The organism is Streptomyces gossypii (assembly GCF_025165795.1).
Lineage (GTDB): Bacteria > Actinomycetota > Actinomycetes > Streptomycetales > Streptomycetaceae > Streptomyces > Streptomyces gossypii.
The window spans coordinates 247,166-261,265 of record NZ_JAJAGO010000002.1; the positions used below are offsets into that span (position 1 = coordinate 247,166).

10 protein-coding genes are annotated in these 14,100 nt (G+C 70.3%); 3 read left to right on the forward strand and 7 right to left on the reverse strand.

What is annotated here, in order from left to right:
• Nucleotides 1–192 precede the first annotated feature (192 nt).
• From LHJ74_RS04640 to LHJ74_RS04650, 3 genes are read left to right on the forward strand one after another with little or no spacing between them, the layout of a single operon-like run.
• Nucleotides 193–1,299 carry a ParA family protein gene (locus LHJ74_RS04640; protein ID WP_260216551.1) on the forward strand — a complete coding sequence of 369 codons (1,107 nt, stop codon included), beginning with the start codon at nt 193–195 and terminating at the stop codon, nt 1,297–1,299.
• On the forward strand, nt 1,296–2,477 hold the full coding sequence (locus tag LHJ74_RS04645) for a ParB/RepB/Spo0J family partition protein (protein WP_260216209.1): 1,182 nt from the start codon (nt 1,296–1,298) through the stop codon (nt 2,475–2,477). The genes LHJ74_RS04640 and LHJ74_RS04645 overlap by 4 nt, the downstream gene beginning before the upstream one ends.
• 52 nt (nt 2,478–2,529) lie before the next feature.
• Complete coding sequence (locus tag LHJ74_RS04650) at nt 2,530–3,147, forward strand: GNAT family N-acetyltransferase (RefSeq protein WP_260216210.1); 618 nt, start codon at nt 2,530–2,532, stop codon at nt 3,145–3,147.
• Nucleotides 3,148–3,282: 135 nt separating this feature from the next.
• On the opposite strand, the gene trxA is transcribed toward LHJ74_RS04650, so the two are convergent.
• The 7 genes from trxA to LHJ74_RS04685 all read right to left on the reverse strand — a co-directional run bounded on the left by trxA (nt 3,283) and on the right by LHJ74_RS04685 (nt 13,901).
• Nucleotides 3,283–3,612, reverse strand: a complete 330-nt coding sequence (gene trxA, locus LHJ74_RS04655; RefSeq protein WP_260216211.1) for a thioredoxin — start codon at nt 3,610–3,612, stop codon at nt 3,283–3,285.
• Nucleotides 3,613–3,671: 59 nt separating this feature from the next.
• Nucleotides 3,672–4,661, reverse strand: a complete 990-nt coding sequence (trxB, locus tag LHJ74_RS04660; RefSeq protein WP_260216212.1) for a thioredoxin-disulfide reductase — start codon at nt 4,659–4,661, stop codon at nt 3,672–3,674.
• Between the two features lie 116 nt (nt 4,662–4,777).
• Nucleotides 4,778–5,773: an RsmA family anti-sigma factor gene (locus LHJ74_RS04665; RefSeq protein ID WP_260216213.1), complete on the reverse strand. Its 996-nt coding sequence runs from the start codon at nt 5,771–5,773 to the stop codon at nt 4,778–4,780.
• Nucleotides 5,770–6,546 carry an RNA polymerase sigma factor SigM gene (gene sigM, locus LHJ74_RS04670; RefSeq protein WP_260216214.1) on the reverse strand — a complete coding sequence of 259 codons (777 nt, stop codon included), beginning with the start codon at nt 6,544–6,546 and terminating at the stop codon, nt 5,770–5,772. The genes LHJ74_RS04665 and sigM overlap by 4 nt, the downstream gene beginning before the upstream one ends.
• 37 nt (nt 6,547–6,583) lie before the next feature.
• On the reverse strand, nt 6,584–8,479 hold the full coding sequence (locus LHJ74_RS04675) for a protein kinase family protein (RefSeq protein WP_260216215.1): 1,896 nt from the start codon (nt 8,477–8,479) through the stop codon (nt 6,584–6,586).
• A 195-nt stretch (nt 8,480–8,674) separates the two neighbouring features.
• Entirely contained in the window at nt 8,675–11,425 is a 2,751-nt protein-coding gene (murJ, locus tag LHJ74_RS04680; RefSeq protein WP_260216216.1) for a murein biosynthesis integral membrane protein MurJ, read from the reverse strand.
• 34 nt (nt 11,426–11,459) lie between these two features.
• Complete coding sequence (locus tag LHJ74_RS04685) at nt 11,460–13,901, reverse strand: DUF6049 family protein (protein ID WP_260216217.1); 2,442 nt, start codon at nt 13,899–13,901, stop codon at nt 11,460–11,462.
• Nucleotides 13,902–14,100 lie beyond the last annotated feature (199 nt).

Consider the following 14,100-nt stretch of genomic DNA (forward strand, 5'->3'; position numbering starts at 1 on the left):
AGTGTCGCCGCGACCGGTGCCGGTCGCGGCGTCATGGTGTTTCACGTGAAACGACGCTCTCTGCTGCAGGGAATCATCGGCCGTGGCCGTGCCGCGGCTGCCGCCCCACATGGCCGCCGGTCCCGAGATTCGCGATCCGAGGCCGATTCATCCACAGGTAAGCGGGGCTCGCTGGTTCACGACCCCGAAAGCATGGCAGGCTTTGAGCTTCAGGAAGATCCTGCCGAGGAGAGTGAACCGTTGCGGTCCGACGCCAACATCGCGGGGGCGATGGCCGATCCGGTCCCCGGTCCCCGTACCGAGTCCACTGAAGTTCCACGTGAAACGCCACTTCCCATGGACGGCTTCGGTGGTGAGATTCCCCCTGCTGCTGCGGTCCGTGAGGGTGAGGGGTCCGCGCCACCCGTCGGGCGGGCGGCGCAGCAGGTGATCGAGGCGATGAACCGGGCCGGCGAGGGGCTTCCCCGGCCCGAGCGGACCAGGGTGATGGTCGTCGCCAACCAGAAGGGCGGCGTCGGCAAGACCACGACGACGGTCAATCTCGCGGCGTCGCTGGCGTTGCATGGCGCCCGCGTCCTGGTGGTGGATCTGGATCCGCAGGGCAATGCCTCCACGGCATTGGGGATCGATCACCACTCCGATGTGCCGTCGATCTACGACGTTCTGGTGGAGAGCAAGCCGCTGTCCGAGGTCGTGCAGCCGGTGCCGGATGTGGAGGGGCTGTTCTGTGCTCCCGCCACGATCGATCTCGCCGGTGCGGAGATCGAGTTGGTGTCCCTGGTGGCGAGGGAGAGTCGTCTGCAGCGGGCGATCGAGGCGTATGAGCAGCCGCTGGACTACGTGCTCATCGACTGCCCGCCCTCGCTGGGGCTGCTGACGGTCAACGCGCTTGTCGCCGGTGCCGAGGTGCTCATCCCGATCCAGTGTGAGTACTACGCGCTGGAGGGTCTGGGGCAGCTGCTGAGGAATGTGGACCTCGTGCGCGGGCACCTCAACCGCGATCTGCATGTGTCGACGATCCTTTTGACGATGTACGACGGGCGGACTCGGCTGGCATCCCAGGTGGCCGAGGAGGTGCGGAGCCACTTCGGCAACGAGGTGCTGCGGACCAATATCCCGCGTTCGGTCCGGATCTCGGAGGCTCCGAGCTATGGGCAGACGGTTTTGACTTACGATCCCGGCTCCAGTGGCTCGCTCTCCTATCTGGAGGCGGCCAGGGAGATCGCCCTGCGTGATCCGGGCGCACAACTGGAACAGCAACAGCGGCAGCGGCACAGCCTGGCGGAGGGGAACCAATGAGCGATCGACGCAGAGGGCTGGGCCGGGGGCTCAGTGCCCTGATTCCGGCGGCTCCGCAGCCGGCGGACCAGGCGGAGAACGTACCAGCGGTGGGCCTGGGTGCCACCTCGCCCGCGGCGGTCCCGTTGCTGGTTCAAGAGCGAGGGGTCGCGGCGGCCGCGGTCACCGGCCTTCCCGATGCCGGGGTGTCGCCCGAGGCCGTGCGTGAGCCTTCCGCAGCGGAGCCGGAACGGGCGGCGGGTTCAGAGGACGGCGCGGAGACGTCGGACCGCGCCGAGGGGAAGAGTCCGGGGGCGTACTTCGCGGAGCTGCCACTGGATTCGATCACTCCCAACCCCCGGCAGCCGCGCGAGGTGTTCGATGAGGACGCGCTCGCGGAGCTGGTCGCCTCCATCAAGGAGGTCGGTCTGCTTCAGCCTGTCGTCGTGCGGCAGTTGGCGCCGGGTCGCTTCGAGCTGATCATGGGAGAGCGGCGTTGGCGTGCCTGCCGTGAGGCCGAGCTGGAGGTGATTCCGGCGATCGTCCGGGCGACGGACGACGACAAGCTGCTGCTGGACGCCTTGTTGGAGAACCTGCACCGGGCTCAGCTGAATCCGCTGGAAGAGGCGATGGCGTACGACCAGCTTCTGAAGGACTTCAACTGTACGCATGATCAGTTGGCCGACCGGATCGGGCGCTCGCGGCCCCAGGTGTCCAACACGCTGCGACTGCTGCGGCTTTCGCCGTCGGTGCTGCGCCGGGTGGCGGCCGGGGTGCTCTCGGCCGGGCATGCTCGGGCGCTGTTGTCGGTCGAGGACGGCGAGGAGCAGGACCGGTTGGCCCATCGCATCGTGGCCGAGGGGCTGTCGGTGCGGGCCGTGGAGGAGATCGTGACCCTGCTGGGCACGAATCCCCAGAAGGCGTCGAAGTCGAAGGGACCGCGGGCGGGTAAGCGCCTCTCCCCCGCGCTGGATCAGCTGGCCGGTCGGCTGTCGGACCGCTTCGAGACCCGGGTGAAGGTGGATCTCGGGCAGAAGAAGGGGAAGATCGTCGTCGAGTTCGCGTCGATGGATGATCTGGAGCGGATTCTGGGGCAGCTGGCTCCTGGTGAGGGCCGGGTGTTCGAGCAGCAGCAGGCTCAGGAGCCTTCGGGTGACATGGAGGCGGGCGATATGGAGGCGGGTGAGGACGGGGCCTAGCGGTCCCGGTCTGGCACAGCGAGTCGCGGCGCCCCATGGATACGATGTATCCATGGGGCGTCAGCTCGTTCCGCTCACGCTGGACAATCTGCCGGATCTGCCGAAGCGCTGTCGTGACTGCGTCTTCTGGGAGCTGGATCCGGTTAGTGGCGCGGCTGCGGTCAGGTCGGGGCAGCCGAGTGTCGAGAAGGAGGCCTGGATCTCCGCGGTGCTGCTGGAGTGGGGCTCCTGTGGCCGTGTCGTCCAGGTCGACAGCGTGCCGGTCGGCTTCGTGCTCTATGCGCCTCCGGCGTATGTGCCGCGCTCCGCGACGTTCCCCACCAGTCCGGTGTCGCCTGACGCCGTGCAGCTGATGACGGCCTGGCTGATGCCCGGCTACCGGGGTCAGGGCTTGGGGAGGGTGATCGTGCAGACGGTTGCGAAGGACGTGCTGCGGCGTGGGTTCAGGGCCATCGAGGCATTCGGGGACGCGCGTGGGCAGGGGTCGGCCTGCATGCTGCCGGCGGAGCATCTGCTGGCGGTGGGGTTCAAGACAGTGCGCCCGCATCACGCCTTCCCTCGGCTGCGGCTGGATCTGCGGTCGACGGTGTCGTGGAAGCACGATGTGGAGCGGGCACTGGACCAACTGCTGGGCGCGGTGCAGAAGGAACCCGCCCTCCGACCGATGTGAGAGACCCGCCCGAGGAACTTCCCGAGGAACTTCCCGAGGGATGCCTCTCAAGGGCGCCGCTGTTTCACGTGAAACGGGACCCACCCCGTAGGGCAGGTCCCGTTTCACGTGAAACAGCGGCGCTCGTGCTCTGCTTCAGGCGATGTAGTCGGAGAGGTCGCGCTCGATGGCGGCCTTGGGCTTGGCCCCGACGATCGTCTTGACGACCTCGCCGTCCTGGTAGACGTTCATCGTGGGGATGGACATGATCCCGTACTTGGCAGCGATGCCCGGGTTCTCGTCGATGTTCAGCTTGACGACGGTGAGCTTCTCGCTGTGCTCGTCCGCGATGGCCTCCAGCGACGGGGCGATCTGGCGGCACGGGCCGCACCAGGCCGCCCAGAAGTCGACCAGGACGGGCTTGTCGCTCTTGAGAACGACCTCGTCGAAGGTGTCGTCGGTCGCGGTCACTGTGGCACCGGCCATGATGGTTTCTCCTCTTTCTCTGCGGGTTGCGGGTGTGGCGGTTGGAGGGCCGTTCTGGATCAGACCACTGCGACCTTCTCGGGCTCGGGCAGAGCCTCTTCGGGAACGGTCGGCTCCGTGAGGGCGGCGAGATAGCGCTCGGCGTCCAGCGCGGCGGCACAGCCCGTCCCGGCCGCCGTGACGGCCTGTCGGTAGGTGTGGTCGACGACATCGCCGGCGGCGAAGACGCCCGGGATGTTCGTACGGGTGGAGGGGGAGTCGACGGCGAGGTAGCCCTCTTCGTCGAAGTTGAGGATTCCCTGGAAGAGTTCGGTGCGCGGGTCGTGGCCGATGGCGACGAACAGGCCGGTGACCGGGAGCGGGGAGGTCTCTCCGGTGCGGGTGTCGCGCAGCGTCAGCCCGGAGAGCTTGTTGTCCTGCTCGTGGATCTCCGCCACCTCGCTGTTCCAGGCGAAGGAGATCTTCGGGTCGGCGAAGGCGCGCTCCTGCATGGCCTTGGAGGCGCGCAGGGTGTCCCGGCGGTGGACGACGGTGACGGACTTGGCGAAGCGCGAGAGGAAGGTGGCCTCCTCCATCGCGGTGTCGCCGCCGCCGATCACGGCGATGTCGTGCTCGCGGAAGAAGAAGCCGTCGCAGGTGGCGCAGTAGGAAACGCCGCGTCCGGAGAGTTCGTCCTCACGCGGCAGCCCGAGCTTGCGGTGCTGTGAACCGGTGCTGACGATGATCGTCCGAGCGCGGTGGACGGTGCCCACCGAGTCGGTGACCGTCTTGATCTCACCGGACAGGTCGACGGAGACGACGTCGTCGGGGATCATCTCCGCTCCGAAACGCTCGGCCTGGGCGCGCATCTGGTCCATCAGGTCCGGGCCCAGGATGCCCTCACGGAAGCCGGGATAGTTCTCCACCTCGGTGGTGTTCATCAGTGCCCCGCCGGCGGTGACCGAACCCTCGAAGAGCAGCGGCTTCAGCGACGCGCGGGCGGTGTAGAGGGCGGCGGTGTAGCCCGAGGGCCCCGAACCGATGATGATCACGTTACGGACGTCGCTCACAGGAGCTTCCTTGTCTGCCGACTGCGTACCTGGTCCTTCTGGCGAGGCTTTCACCCCACCCAACGGATCCTAAGGGGCAGACATTCCCTGGCATGCCGCCGCACGGGAGGGGCTGGTCACTCCCGTGCGAAGGTGTGCTTCCCCAGTACTTCTCCCGGACCTGTGGCCGAGCCGGTCGTGCAGTCCGGGGCGACGACATAGGCGTCGACGAAGCGGGTGTCCCCGATGTGCGGCAGTATCACGAGGTAAGCGGGCTCCCCACGGTAGGGAGCACGGGGATCGGCGGCCAGCGGTGACTCGGAGCGGCCGATCCCCTCCCGTACACAGCTGGGGAGGGTTTTCTCGCCCCCTTCGAGGGGGGACGGGCCGCCCGGGCTCTGCTTGCTGCCGACCTCGGGAGCGGAGGTTCCCTGCTCGGCGAGGAGAGCGCGTACCCGGGGCCCGAGATCCTGGGCGGCAGCACCGCCCTCGCTCTTCTGGCCGCTGTCCCGCTGCGCGTCGCGCGGGCTCGTCTCCTGTGCGGAGTTGCGGTCCGCTGTGGCGGCTCGCTCGGGGTCGTCCGTGGTGCCCTGGATGATGAGCACCCCGCCCAGGCCGAGGGCGGCCAGCGCGCCCGCCGAGGCGAGGAGTGCGCGGCGCCAGCGGCGCGGCCGGGGGGTACGGCCGGGACCGCCGGGGGTGCCCGTGCTCCTGCCGCCGGGCGGCCGTCCGGCGGGGCAGTCTGCGGCTCGGGGGGTGTGCGGGGGAGACGAGCGCGCGCCTCCGGCCGACGCCATCCCTGTGCCGTGGGTTTCACGTGAAACGCCGCGTGTTTCACGTGAAACCAAGATCTGGCCGGGAGCCGCCGCCTCCGCCGCGAGCGCCGCGTCGATGCGATCGGCGATATCGGTGGGCATGTGCGTCGGGACGGGAAGGGCCCCGAGGATGTCGCGGATCTCGTCCAGTGAGTCGCGTACGTCCGTGCAGGAAACGCACTCCGCGAGATGCGCCTCAATGTGCTCGCCGTGTGCCGGAGCGAGCAGGCCCTCGCCGAGCGCCGAGATCTCCGCGATCTCGGGGTGCTCGGCCTGCTCGCGCCCGCCGGTACCGGGTGTGCCGGAAGTGGGGGTCATGCGCTGTTGCCACCTCCGCCCTGGGCTGTTGCTCCCGGTCCTGGGGCATCCTGCGGGATGTCCCTCGATGATGGGACGGATGCCCGCCTGGCAGGGTTCCGTTCTTCGGACCCTCCCCGGTCGTCGTCCCGTGGGTTGCTGTGCTGCTGTGTGCCGTCCGCCGGCATCCCGTCACGACGGAGATGGCTGATCATGGGCAGCAGCCGGGCACGGCCCCGCGCGCAGCGGCTCTTCACCGTGCCGACCGCGACGTCGAGGAGCTGCGCCGCCTCGGCGACCGGATAGCCCTGCATGTCCACGAGGACGAGAGCCGCACGCTGCTCTGCGGGCAGACGGGCGAGCGCGGCGATCAGTTGCCGGTGGAGGTCCTGCCGCTCGGCCGGTGCCGCCGCCGACTCGTGTGGGGCGAGCAGCGCATCGAGGCGCTCGATGTCGTCGGTGGGTGAGGTGCGGCGGGAGGCGGTCTTGCGGGCGCGGTCCAGACAGGCGTTCACGGTGATGCGGTGCAGCCAGGTGGTGACGGCGGAGCGCCCCTGGAAGGTGTGGGCGGCGCGATAGGCGGAGACCAAGGCGTCCTGTACGGCGTCGGCGGCCTCCTCGCGGTCGCCGAGGGTGCGCAGAGCGACTGCCCACAGCCTGTCCCGGTGCCGCCGGACGAGCTCACTGAAGGCGTCCGGCTCGCCTGCCACGTGGAGGTCGAGGAGCTCACGGTCGCTGGGAGGCTCCTCCCCGGGGCGGGGAACGGGATGGCCCGTCGTGTCGCTGTCGCTCACCGCACCCCCTTCCCGGACCCGGTGCCCGTTGCTCCGCTCAGCCGGAGATCCGGACGTCCGTGATCCGGCCACGATAGTTGCCGTCGGTCGCCAGCGGGAGCTTTGTCAGCCAGACCAGTACGTACCGCGTGGTGACCGGCTTCTTGGCGGTGTGGTCGAGACGCTGGCCGGTGTCGTCGGCCAGCTTGCGGAAGGCCTCGTACGTGCTCGGCATGGTGTCGGTGTCCTTGGGCGCGGCGAGCAGTTCTGCGGAGGTCTCGCCGTCGAACCGGACCTTGACGCTGCTGATCTCCTGGGACTTGCCGAGGTCGAGGATGACGCCGACGCCCGGCTTGAGATTGCCGAAGTCGGGCTGCCCGTAGTAGTTGCGGGTGTACCAGAACGACTCGGGGTCCCCGTCGAACACCTTGGGGACGGACTCCGGGTTCTCCGATCCGTCGCCGGACGGGTCGAAGTCCTTCCCGTCGACGATCTTGATCGGGGCATTGCTCACGGGGTCCGGATCCGGCTTGTCCTCTGTCTGGGCCGGAGGGCGGTCGGTATGCGTGTCACGGTTCATCAGCGTGTCGGCGACCTGCCAGCTGCCCAGTCCGAGCGCGGCGATCAGCAGCGCGGAGACGCCCCACTTCAGTGCCTTGCCGGTACGGCCGGGCAGCGCGGGTGGAGTGGGTGGTGGGGGGGCCGTACGCCCGGTGGGCCCGCCCGCACCCGGCTGTGCCGCGCCACCGGGCCCGTACGGCCGCCCGGTGCGCCGATAGGCCGGAGGAGTGCTGAACGTGGGCTCCGGGGGGCGGATACGGGGCAGCACCGCCACGGCCTTGGCCAGCTCCTCCGGGGTGGCACAGGGCTTTTCCTGGCGGGAGGCGGTGGCGCCGTCGTTGACCAGGGCGCGCATGGCGAGCTCGGACAGGCCGCGGTGGACGCCCGCGCGGACCTGGTCCGGGGCGACCAGGGTGTCGGCGAGTGCCCCGACACCGCCCAGGCCGTAGGCGTCCTCCTCGTACGGCCAGCGCGCCGTGAGGGCGGCATACAGCAGTGCGCCGATCGCCTCGGTGTCGGCACGCTGCGGGTGGTCGCTGGCCACCCCGCGCAGCGCGGCGCTGACGGCGAGGCCCCGGACGCGGTACTGGCCGGAGCCGGTGCGCAGCACGGACGCGGGAGTGATCCGCAGATGGGCCAGACCCTCGCGGTGGGCGGCGGCCAGCGCCTGGGCGAGCTGGGTGACCAGCTGGTACGCCTCGTGGGCGGTGAGCGGTCCGGCGAGGAGGAGCTCGGTGAGCGGGGTGGCGTCCGGGAGCCACTCGTGGACGATGTAGACGAGGTCGTCGTCCTCGACGGCGTCCAGGACCTGGACGAAGCGGGGGTCGCCCAGCAGCGCCGCTGAGCGGGCCGCGGCCAGGGCGGGGCGGGCGCGGGGGTGGTCGGCGGGCAGCAGGTGGACGCCGACGGCGCGGCGGAGTTTCTCGTCCACGGCACGCCAGCTGCTGAAGCCGTCCAGTCGGGTGACGCACTCCTCCAACCGGTACCGCTGTGCGAGTTTGTGGCCGCTGTGCAGTTCGCGTGGTGGGGCCGGCTGTGCGGACGGTGTGGAAGCTGTGGCTGGTGCGGAAGATACGGCAGGTGTGGTGTCAGGCTCCGGTGGCGCGGGAGGTGCCTCGGTCTCACCGGCCTCACCGTCGGTGTCCTGTGCGGCCTCGGTCGCCTCTTCCGCGTCCGCCCCGTCCTCCGGCGCCGGTGCCTGCTCGGCCGGATCCTGCCCGGTCGCGGCCTCGGCCTCGGCCTCGGTATCAGCCTCAGGCTCGGTGGTGGTGTCCCTGTCGTCGTGACCGTCGCTCACACCGTCGGCCGTGGCCCCGCCCGCTTCGGCGGACAGCGGCTTTTCCTCGCCGCTCGTGCTGGCCACGTCGACGGCGGCTGTGCTCCGTTCCACCACCGTCGTTCCTGCCTCCCCAATCGATTTGCCGCCGGGTTCTCAGAACAGCCCAGAGATCATTGTGCCTACAGCCCACCGCTATGCACGACACACGGTGGTGCCGGATGGTTGTGCTCGGCGGCCGTCGTCACGTTTCCGTCACCCGTTCCGCCCCCGCCTGCCGTTCGTGCGTCATCCGCTCGGTCATCCGTCCCGTCACCTGCCGATCCGGGCCCGGACCATGCCCACCATGGCGTTGATCTCCTGGACGCGCATCCGCTTCGCCACCAGGACGAAGACGACGGCAAGTACGAAGCCGCCTGCCAGCAGGGCGCAGGTCGAACCGACCATGCCGCTGCCGAGCTGCTGCGTCACCCAGTACGCGGTGCCGCCCGCGGCCAGCGCGGCCGGCAGGCTGGCGCCGCTGAGCCGCGCGTAGGTACGGACGACGCGCGCGCCGTCCAGGTCGCCGCCCAGCTTCTCGCGCAGCCGCCGCCAGGCGACGCCGACGCCGATGATGAACGCCAGGCCGTAGGAGGCCGCCATGCCGACGACCGCCCACTGGGCGGGCAGCAGCAGGAAGCTCAGGCCCGCCCCCGCGCCGTTGACGGCGGCCACGATCACGGTGTTGTAGAAGGGCGTGCGCGTGTCCTCGTACGCGTAGAAGGCGCGCAGCACGACGTACTGCACGGAGTAGGGGATCAGGCCGAGGCCGAAGGCCATCAGCATGTAGCCCATCGACTGGGCCGCCTCGGTGCCGCCGGAGCCGTAGATCAGGGTGCACATCGGGATGCCGAGGGCGACGAAGCCGAAGGCGATGGGCACCATGGCGACGGCGGAGTTGCGCAGTCCCTGGGAGATGTCGTCGCGCACGGCGCCGTTGTCGGCGTCGCTGGCTGAGCGCGCCAGCCTGGGCAGCAGGGCCGCCATCACCGAGACGGTGATGATGGAGTGCGGCATCGTCCAGATGAGCTGGGCGTTGGAGTAGGCGATGTAGTTGGTGCCCGGGTGGCCATCGTCGTACGCGTCGGAGCCCGCCCAGGTGGAGAGCTGGGTGACGACCAGCACGCCCGCCTGGTTGGCCAGCACGAACATCACGGTCCACTTGGCGAGCTTGGCGGCCTTCCCGAGGCCGTGTCCGCGCCAGTCGAAGCGGGGCCGGATGCGGAAGTCGGCCGCCCGGAGGTACGGGATCATGGCGAGCGACTGCACGACGAGCCCGAGCAGGGTGCCCACGCCCAGCAGCCGTACGCCCTCCGGCGGGATGGTCCGGACGTCGAGCCCGGAGGTGCCGGCGCTGCCGTAGACGGCGAGGAAGAGCGAGATGGTGAAGATGATGACGATGTTGTTGAGGACCGGCGTCCACATCATCGCGCCGAAGCGGCCGCGGGCGTTGAGGATCTGCCCCATCACCACATGGATGCCCATGAAGAAGATCGACGGCAGGCAGTAGCGGATGAAGGTGACGGCGACCTGGCTGGCGTCCTTGTCCTCAGCGAGTTTCACCGACATGAGCCGGAGCAGCTGAGGCGCCGCGAAGACGGCGGCGATCGTCAGCAGGCCGAGCAGCACGGCGACGACGGTGAGCAGCCGGTTGGCGTAGGCCTGGCCGCCGTCCCGGTCCTCCTTCATCGCGCGCACGAGCTGGGGCACGAAGACGGAGTTGAGGCCACCGCCCACGGTCAGCACGTACAGCATGGTGGGCAGCACGATCGCGAGCTGGTACGTCTCGCCCAGAGGGGTCGCGCCGAGGGCGACGACGATCAGCGCCGAGCGGAGGAAACCGGTGATCCGCGAGACCAGGGTGCCGGCGGCCATGATCGCGCTGGAACGCAGCAGTCCGGCGGCCTTGCCCCCGCCCTTGCCTCCGGGCTGGGGCTGTGCGGCCCCCGCGGGGGCCGGACTCCCCGGGGGTGGGGGCGGCTGCTCTCCGGGGCCCGGGTACTGCTGGTCCCTTCTCCCGCCCGCTTGATGGCCTCCCTGCCGGCCGTACTGGCCTGGCTGGCCGTGCTGCGGGTGGTGTGGCTGCTGCTGGTCGCGGTAGAGGTGCGCGAAGGGGTCGTTGCCGGCGGGCGGCGCGCTGGGCTGGGCGTAGCCGGGGTTCGGCGGCGGCTGGCTCAGCAGGTCGTTGATGCCGTTGAACTGGATCGTCGACGGGTCGCTGGCGTACTGCATGTACTGGGTGGGCCACTCGGTCTCCGGGGCCCACTGGCGCGGGTCGGGAGCGTGGGAGGCCTGCTGCTGGTGTTGCTGCTGGTGTTGCTGCTGCTGTGGGTACGGGTGCTGGCTCTGCTGTGCGTGCGGGTCGGGACGGTCGCCGGGGAGCGGGGGCTGCCGGGGCCGGTCGTAGCGCGGGTCCGTCAGCGGATCGACCCTGGGGTCCAGGCCGGGATCGGCCCGCGGGTCCACGCGCGGGTCCTGGGGGGCGCCGGTGCCGAGGTACGGGTCGGGCGGGTAGGCGTTCTGGCCGTACGCGTTCTGCGGAGGGCCGCCCTGCGGGTAGCCGCCGCCGGGCTGGCGGGGGTCCGGGACGTCCGGGGTGTACGGCGCCGGCGGATAGGCGTCCGGCGGGTAGGAGCCTGGCGGGTAGGAGCCCTGGGCGTGGGGGTCCTGCCCGTAGGCGCCCTGCCCGTAGGGTGCCTGGCCGTAAGAGCCCTGGCCGTAGGCATCCTGGCCGTAGGGGCCGGGGCCATAAGGGTCCGGGCCGTTGGTGCCGTGGCCGTCCTGCCCGTACGGATTCCGCGGGTAGCCGTGCTGTCCGTAGGGTGCCTGGCCCTGCTGACCTTGGCCCTGCCCTGCCTGGCCCTGACCGTAGCGGTCCTGGCCGTAGCGGTCCTGGTCGTACGGGTCCTGCCCGCGGCCGTACGGGTCCTGGTGCTGCGAGGCTTCCGGCTGGGCGTAGGGGTCGTCGGGCGACGGCGAACCGCCGGGCGTCTCACCCGGTTCATCGTCGTACGGCGCGTTCATTGCCACCTACCCCTGCCCTGCTCGCCCAGCTGACTCAACGGTCCACTTTCTCACCCGTGTCCTGCGGCCCCCCGCTTTCGGCGGTGGTGTCCGGGCGCCGCTCACCCGGCTGCCCGGCGTCGGCGGTCCCCTCGTCCGTCCCCTCGTCCGTGCCCTCGCCGCTCTCGTCCTCGTCCTCTTCCTCCTCTGACGCGTCGTCCAGGGGCGCGTCGGGATCCAGCGGAGCCTCCGGATCCTGGGCCGGTCCGCGGCGCCTGCGCTGCGTGTACATCCGGATCCCGGCCAGTACGACCAGCAGCACCCCGCCCGCGATGACCAGCAGGACGGTCGAGGTGATGGAGGTGACCTTGACCTGGAAGTCCATCGGGGGCCCGTACGGCTTGTCGTCCGCGGTGAAGAGCTGGGCGGTCACCGTCGTCCGGCCGTTGGCCTTCGCCGTCGTCTCGAACTTCACCGACTGGCTGTGTCCGCCGTCCACCGCCACCGGCTGACCGTCCTGGACCTCCAGTCCGATGCTGCGGCTGGACTTCAGGCGCAGCTCCAGTCCGTTCACCCCCTGCAGCAGGTTGTTCTGCACGGTGACCGGGATGGTCGCGCTGCGCCCGGAGAGCGTCAGGTCCGACTTCTGGATCAGCTCCACCTTGCGGGTGAGCCCCTTCAGCCGGCCCTGGACGGAGTTCCGGAACCGTGCCGCCTCGTCGGGGCGTCCGCGCCAGGAGTTGGAGACCTCACGGTCTATGGCGTTCCCGAAGGGGGTGACGACCTTGTCCTCCTGGGTGAGGATTTTTCGGAAGTCGCCCAGCAGCCCCTGGGTCTCCTGGACGTCCAGGAACGCCTCGGCGGGCAGCTCCTGCTTGCGCAGTCGGCCCGGGTAGGAGCCGGGGCCGGGCACGGAGCGCTTCGCGGACGGATCGGGCTTGGCCTTCGCCGCCTTCGGCAGGCTTAGTGCCGTGGTCCACCGGTCGCCGCCGGAGAGGGATTGCAGCGCGTCGGCCATCGCCTGCGCCTGCGAGACGGTGGGCATCCGCTGCGGTGCCACCACGAGGCTGCGCTGCTGGTTCGGCACCTGCTGGGTGATGGTCAGGGTCTCGGAGAGGAACCGCTGCACGGCCTGGGTGGCCGCCCCGGCGCGGGACATGTCCCCGCTGAATGCGGTGGACAGCCCGTGGTCGGCGACGACTGCCGTGGTGCCGCCGCCGATGGGGCGCGCACCCGTCGGCGTGTAGTGGAGGCCGCCCTCGCGGAGGCTGTCGCTGCGGGCGATGACGTTGTGGGCGCCGCCGGAGGTGGCCACCTGCACGACGGAGGAGTCGACGGCGCCCTCGGCGGGCCAGGCGAAGTCGGTGTTCGGGGTCATGTGCAGGATCGTCTCGACCGTGTCCACGGCCAGCTCGGTGGCGGGGCGCAGACGGCTCAGTGTGCCCCCGACCTCTCTGCCGCGGTGGGCCAGCGAGGCGAGATCCGGGTCGGCGAAGGGCAGTGCGATGATCTCCTCCCCCTCCACCGCCTCCTGGAGGCTGTTGAGCCACTGCTTGGCCTGCTCCTGGCCCTTGCCCGGCGTGGTCTTGTCGTCCTCCGTGCGCACCTCGTAGGGCCCGGTCATGGCGTCGACGCTGGCCAGCAGGTCCGGATCGACCACCCAGGTGATCGGCAGCTTCGAGCCGAGCGCGACCAGCTGCTGCAGCCTGCCGCCCGGGGCGATGTCCTTCGCCAGTTCGTCGTCGCGGAAGACGGGCGTCTGCTGCTCGTCGGATTCCGTCCGCGCGGTCAGGTGCGAGGAGGAGATGAGCGGCCACATGTACGTCAGCTCGGTCTTCGTCTGCGCCTCGGTGGTCTGCCAGGGGAGGAAGCTGCGACGAATGCCGAGGATCTGCGGGTACGGCCGCGCCTTGGTCTGGCCGGTGAGGGAGACGCCGAGGTGGTAGACGCCGCTGGGGCCGAGTCCGAGCTCGTCGACCGGCACGGTGAGGGAGAAGTCGAGGGTCACGCCGGGACGCAGTGCCTTGATCTTCTTCGTCTGACCGGGGATCTCCGGCCCGTCCGCGCTGAGCAGGAAGCCGGTGCGCCGCGAGGCCTGGTCCAGAGTGCTGCGGCTGTTCATCGCGGAGCTGAGGCGGAGGCCCAGGTGGGCGTTGCCGATCGTCGCGTCACCCTTGTTGGTGATGGTGCCTTCGAGTGTGAGCGTGCCGCCCGGTTCCGGGACGGCGGGTGTGATGGCGTTGACCGAGACGTCGGTCGTACGGGACCCGCGGGGCGCGCTGGGGGCCTGCGGGGACCGTGCGGACGCCGGAGCTGCCGCGGAGTCGTAAGACGCCTGGCGCGACTGGGCGGTCTGGGCGGAGAGGGAGGCGGAGGACTGCCCCGTCGGAGCCCCCTGCGCCGGGACTGCGGCACCCAGCAGCGGCATCACGGCGATCAGGGCGACTGCGGCGCGCCGCAGTCGCCTGCGGGCGGGAGCGGGAGGGGTGCCTTGCATCTCAGCCGCCTCGGCCACGCGTTTTCCGTCCCGTCGTTGCGTCGTGGGTGGGTGTGGTGGTTCTGAACCCCCGATGGTAACGATGTCCCGGCCGGGGAAGTGCCGCGGTGCCACCATGTGGCGCGGACGGGCCGGGGGACGCCCGGTACGCCGACCGGAAGGTCAACGTAACCTGTCCTGCTGTGCCGAACGCCAACGA

What these genes read in the sequence shown, in the direction of transcription:
- murJ (WP_260216216.1), bottom strand. Translation starts at nt 11,425, where the DNA reads ATGAACGCGCCGTACGACGATGAACCGGGTGAGACGCCCGGCGGTTCG.
- LHJ74_RS04665 (WP_260216213.1), bottom strand. Translation starts at nt 5,773, where the DNA reads ATGACCCCCACTTCCGGCACACCCGGTACCGGCGGGCGCGAGCAGGCC.
- LHJ74_RS04650 (WP_260216210.1), top strand. Translation starts at nt 2,530, where the DNA reads ATGGGGCGTCAGCTCGTTCCGCTCACGCTGGACAATCTGCCGGATCTG.
- LHJ74_RS04640 (WP_260216551.1), top strand. Translation starts at nt 193, where the DNA reads ATGGCAGGCTTTGAGCTTCAGGAAGATCCTGCCGAGGAGAGTGAACCG.
- trxA (WP_260216211.1), bottom strand. Translation starts at nt 3,612, where the DNA reads ATGGCCGGTGCCACAGTGACCGCGACCGACGACACCTTCGACGAGGTC.
- LHJ74_RS04645 (WP_260216209.1), top strand. Translation starts at nt 1,296, where the DNA reads ATGAGCGATCGACGCAGAGGGCTGGGCCGGGGGCTCAGTGCCCTGATT.
- LHJ74_RS04685 (WP_260216217.1), bottom strand. Translation starts at nt 13,901, where the DNA reads ATGCAAGGCACCCCTCCCGCTCCCGCCCGCAGGCGACTGCGGCGCGCC.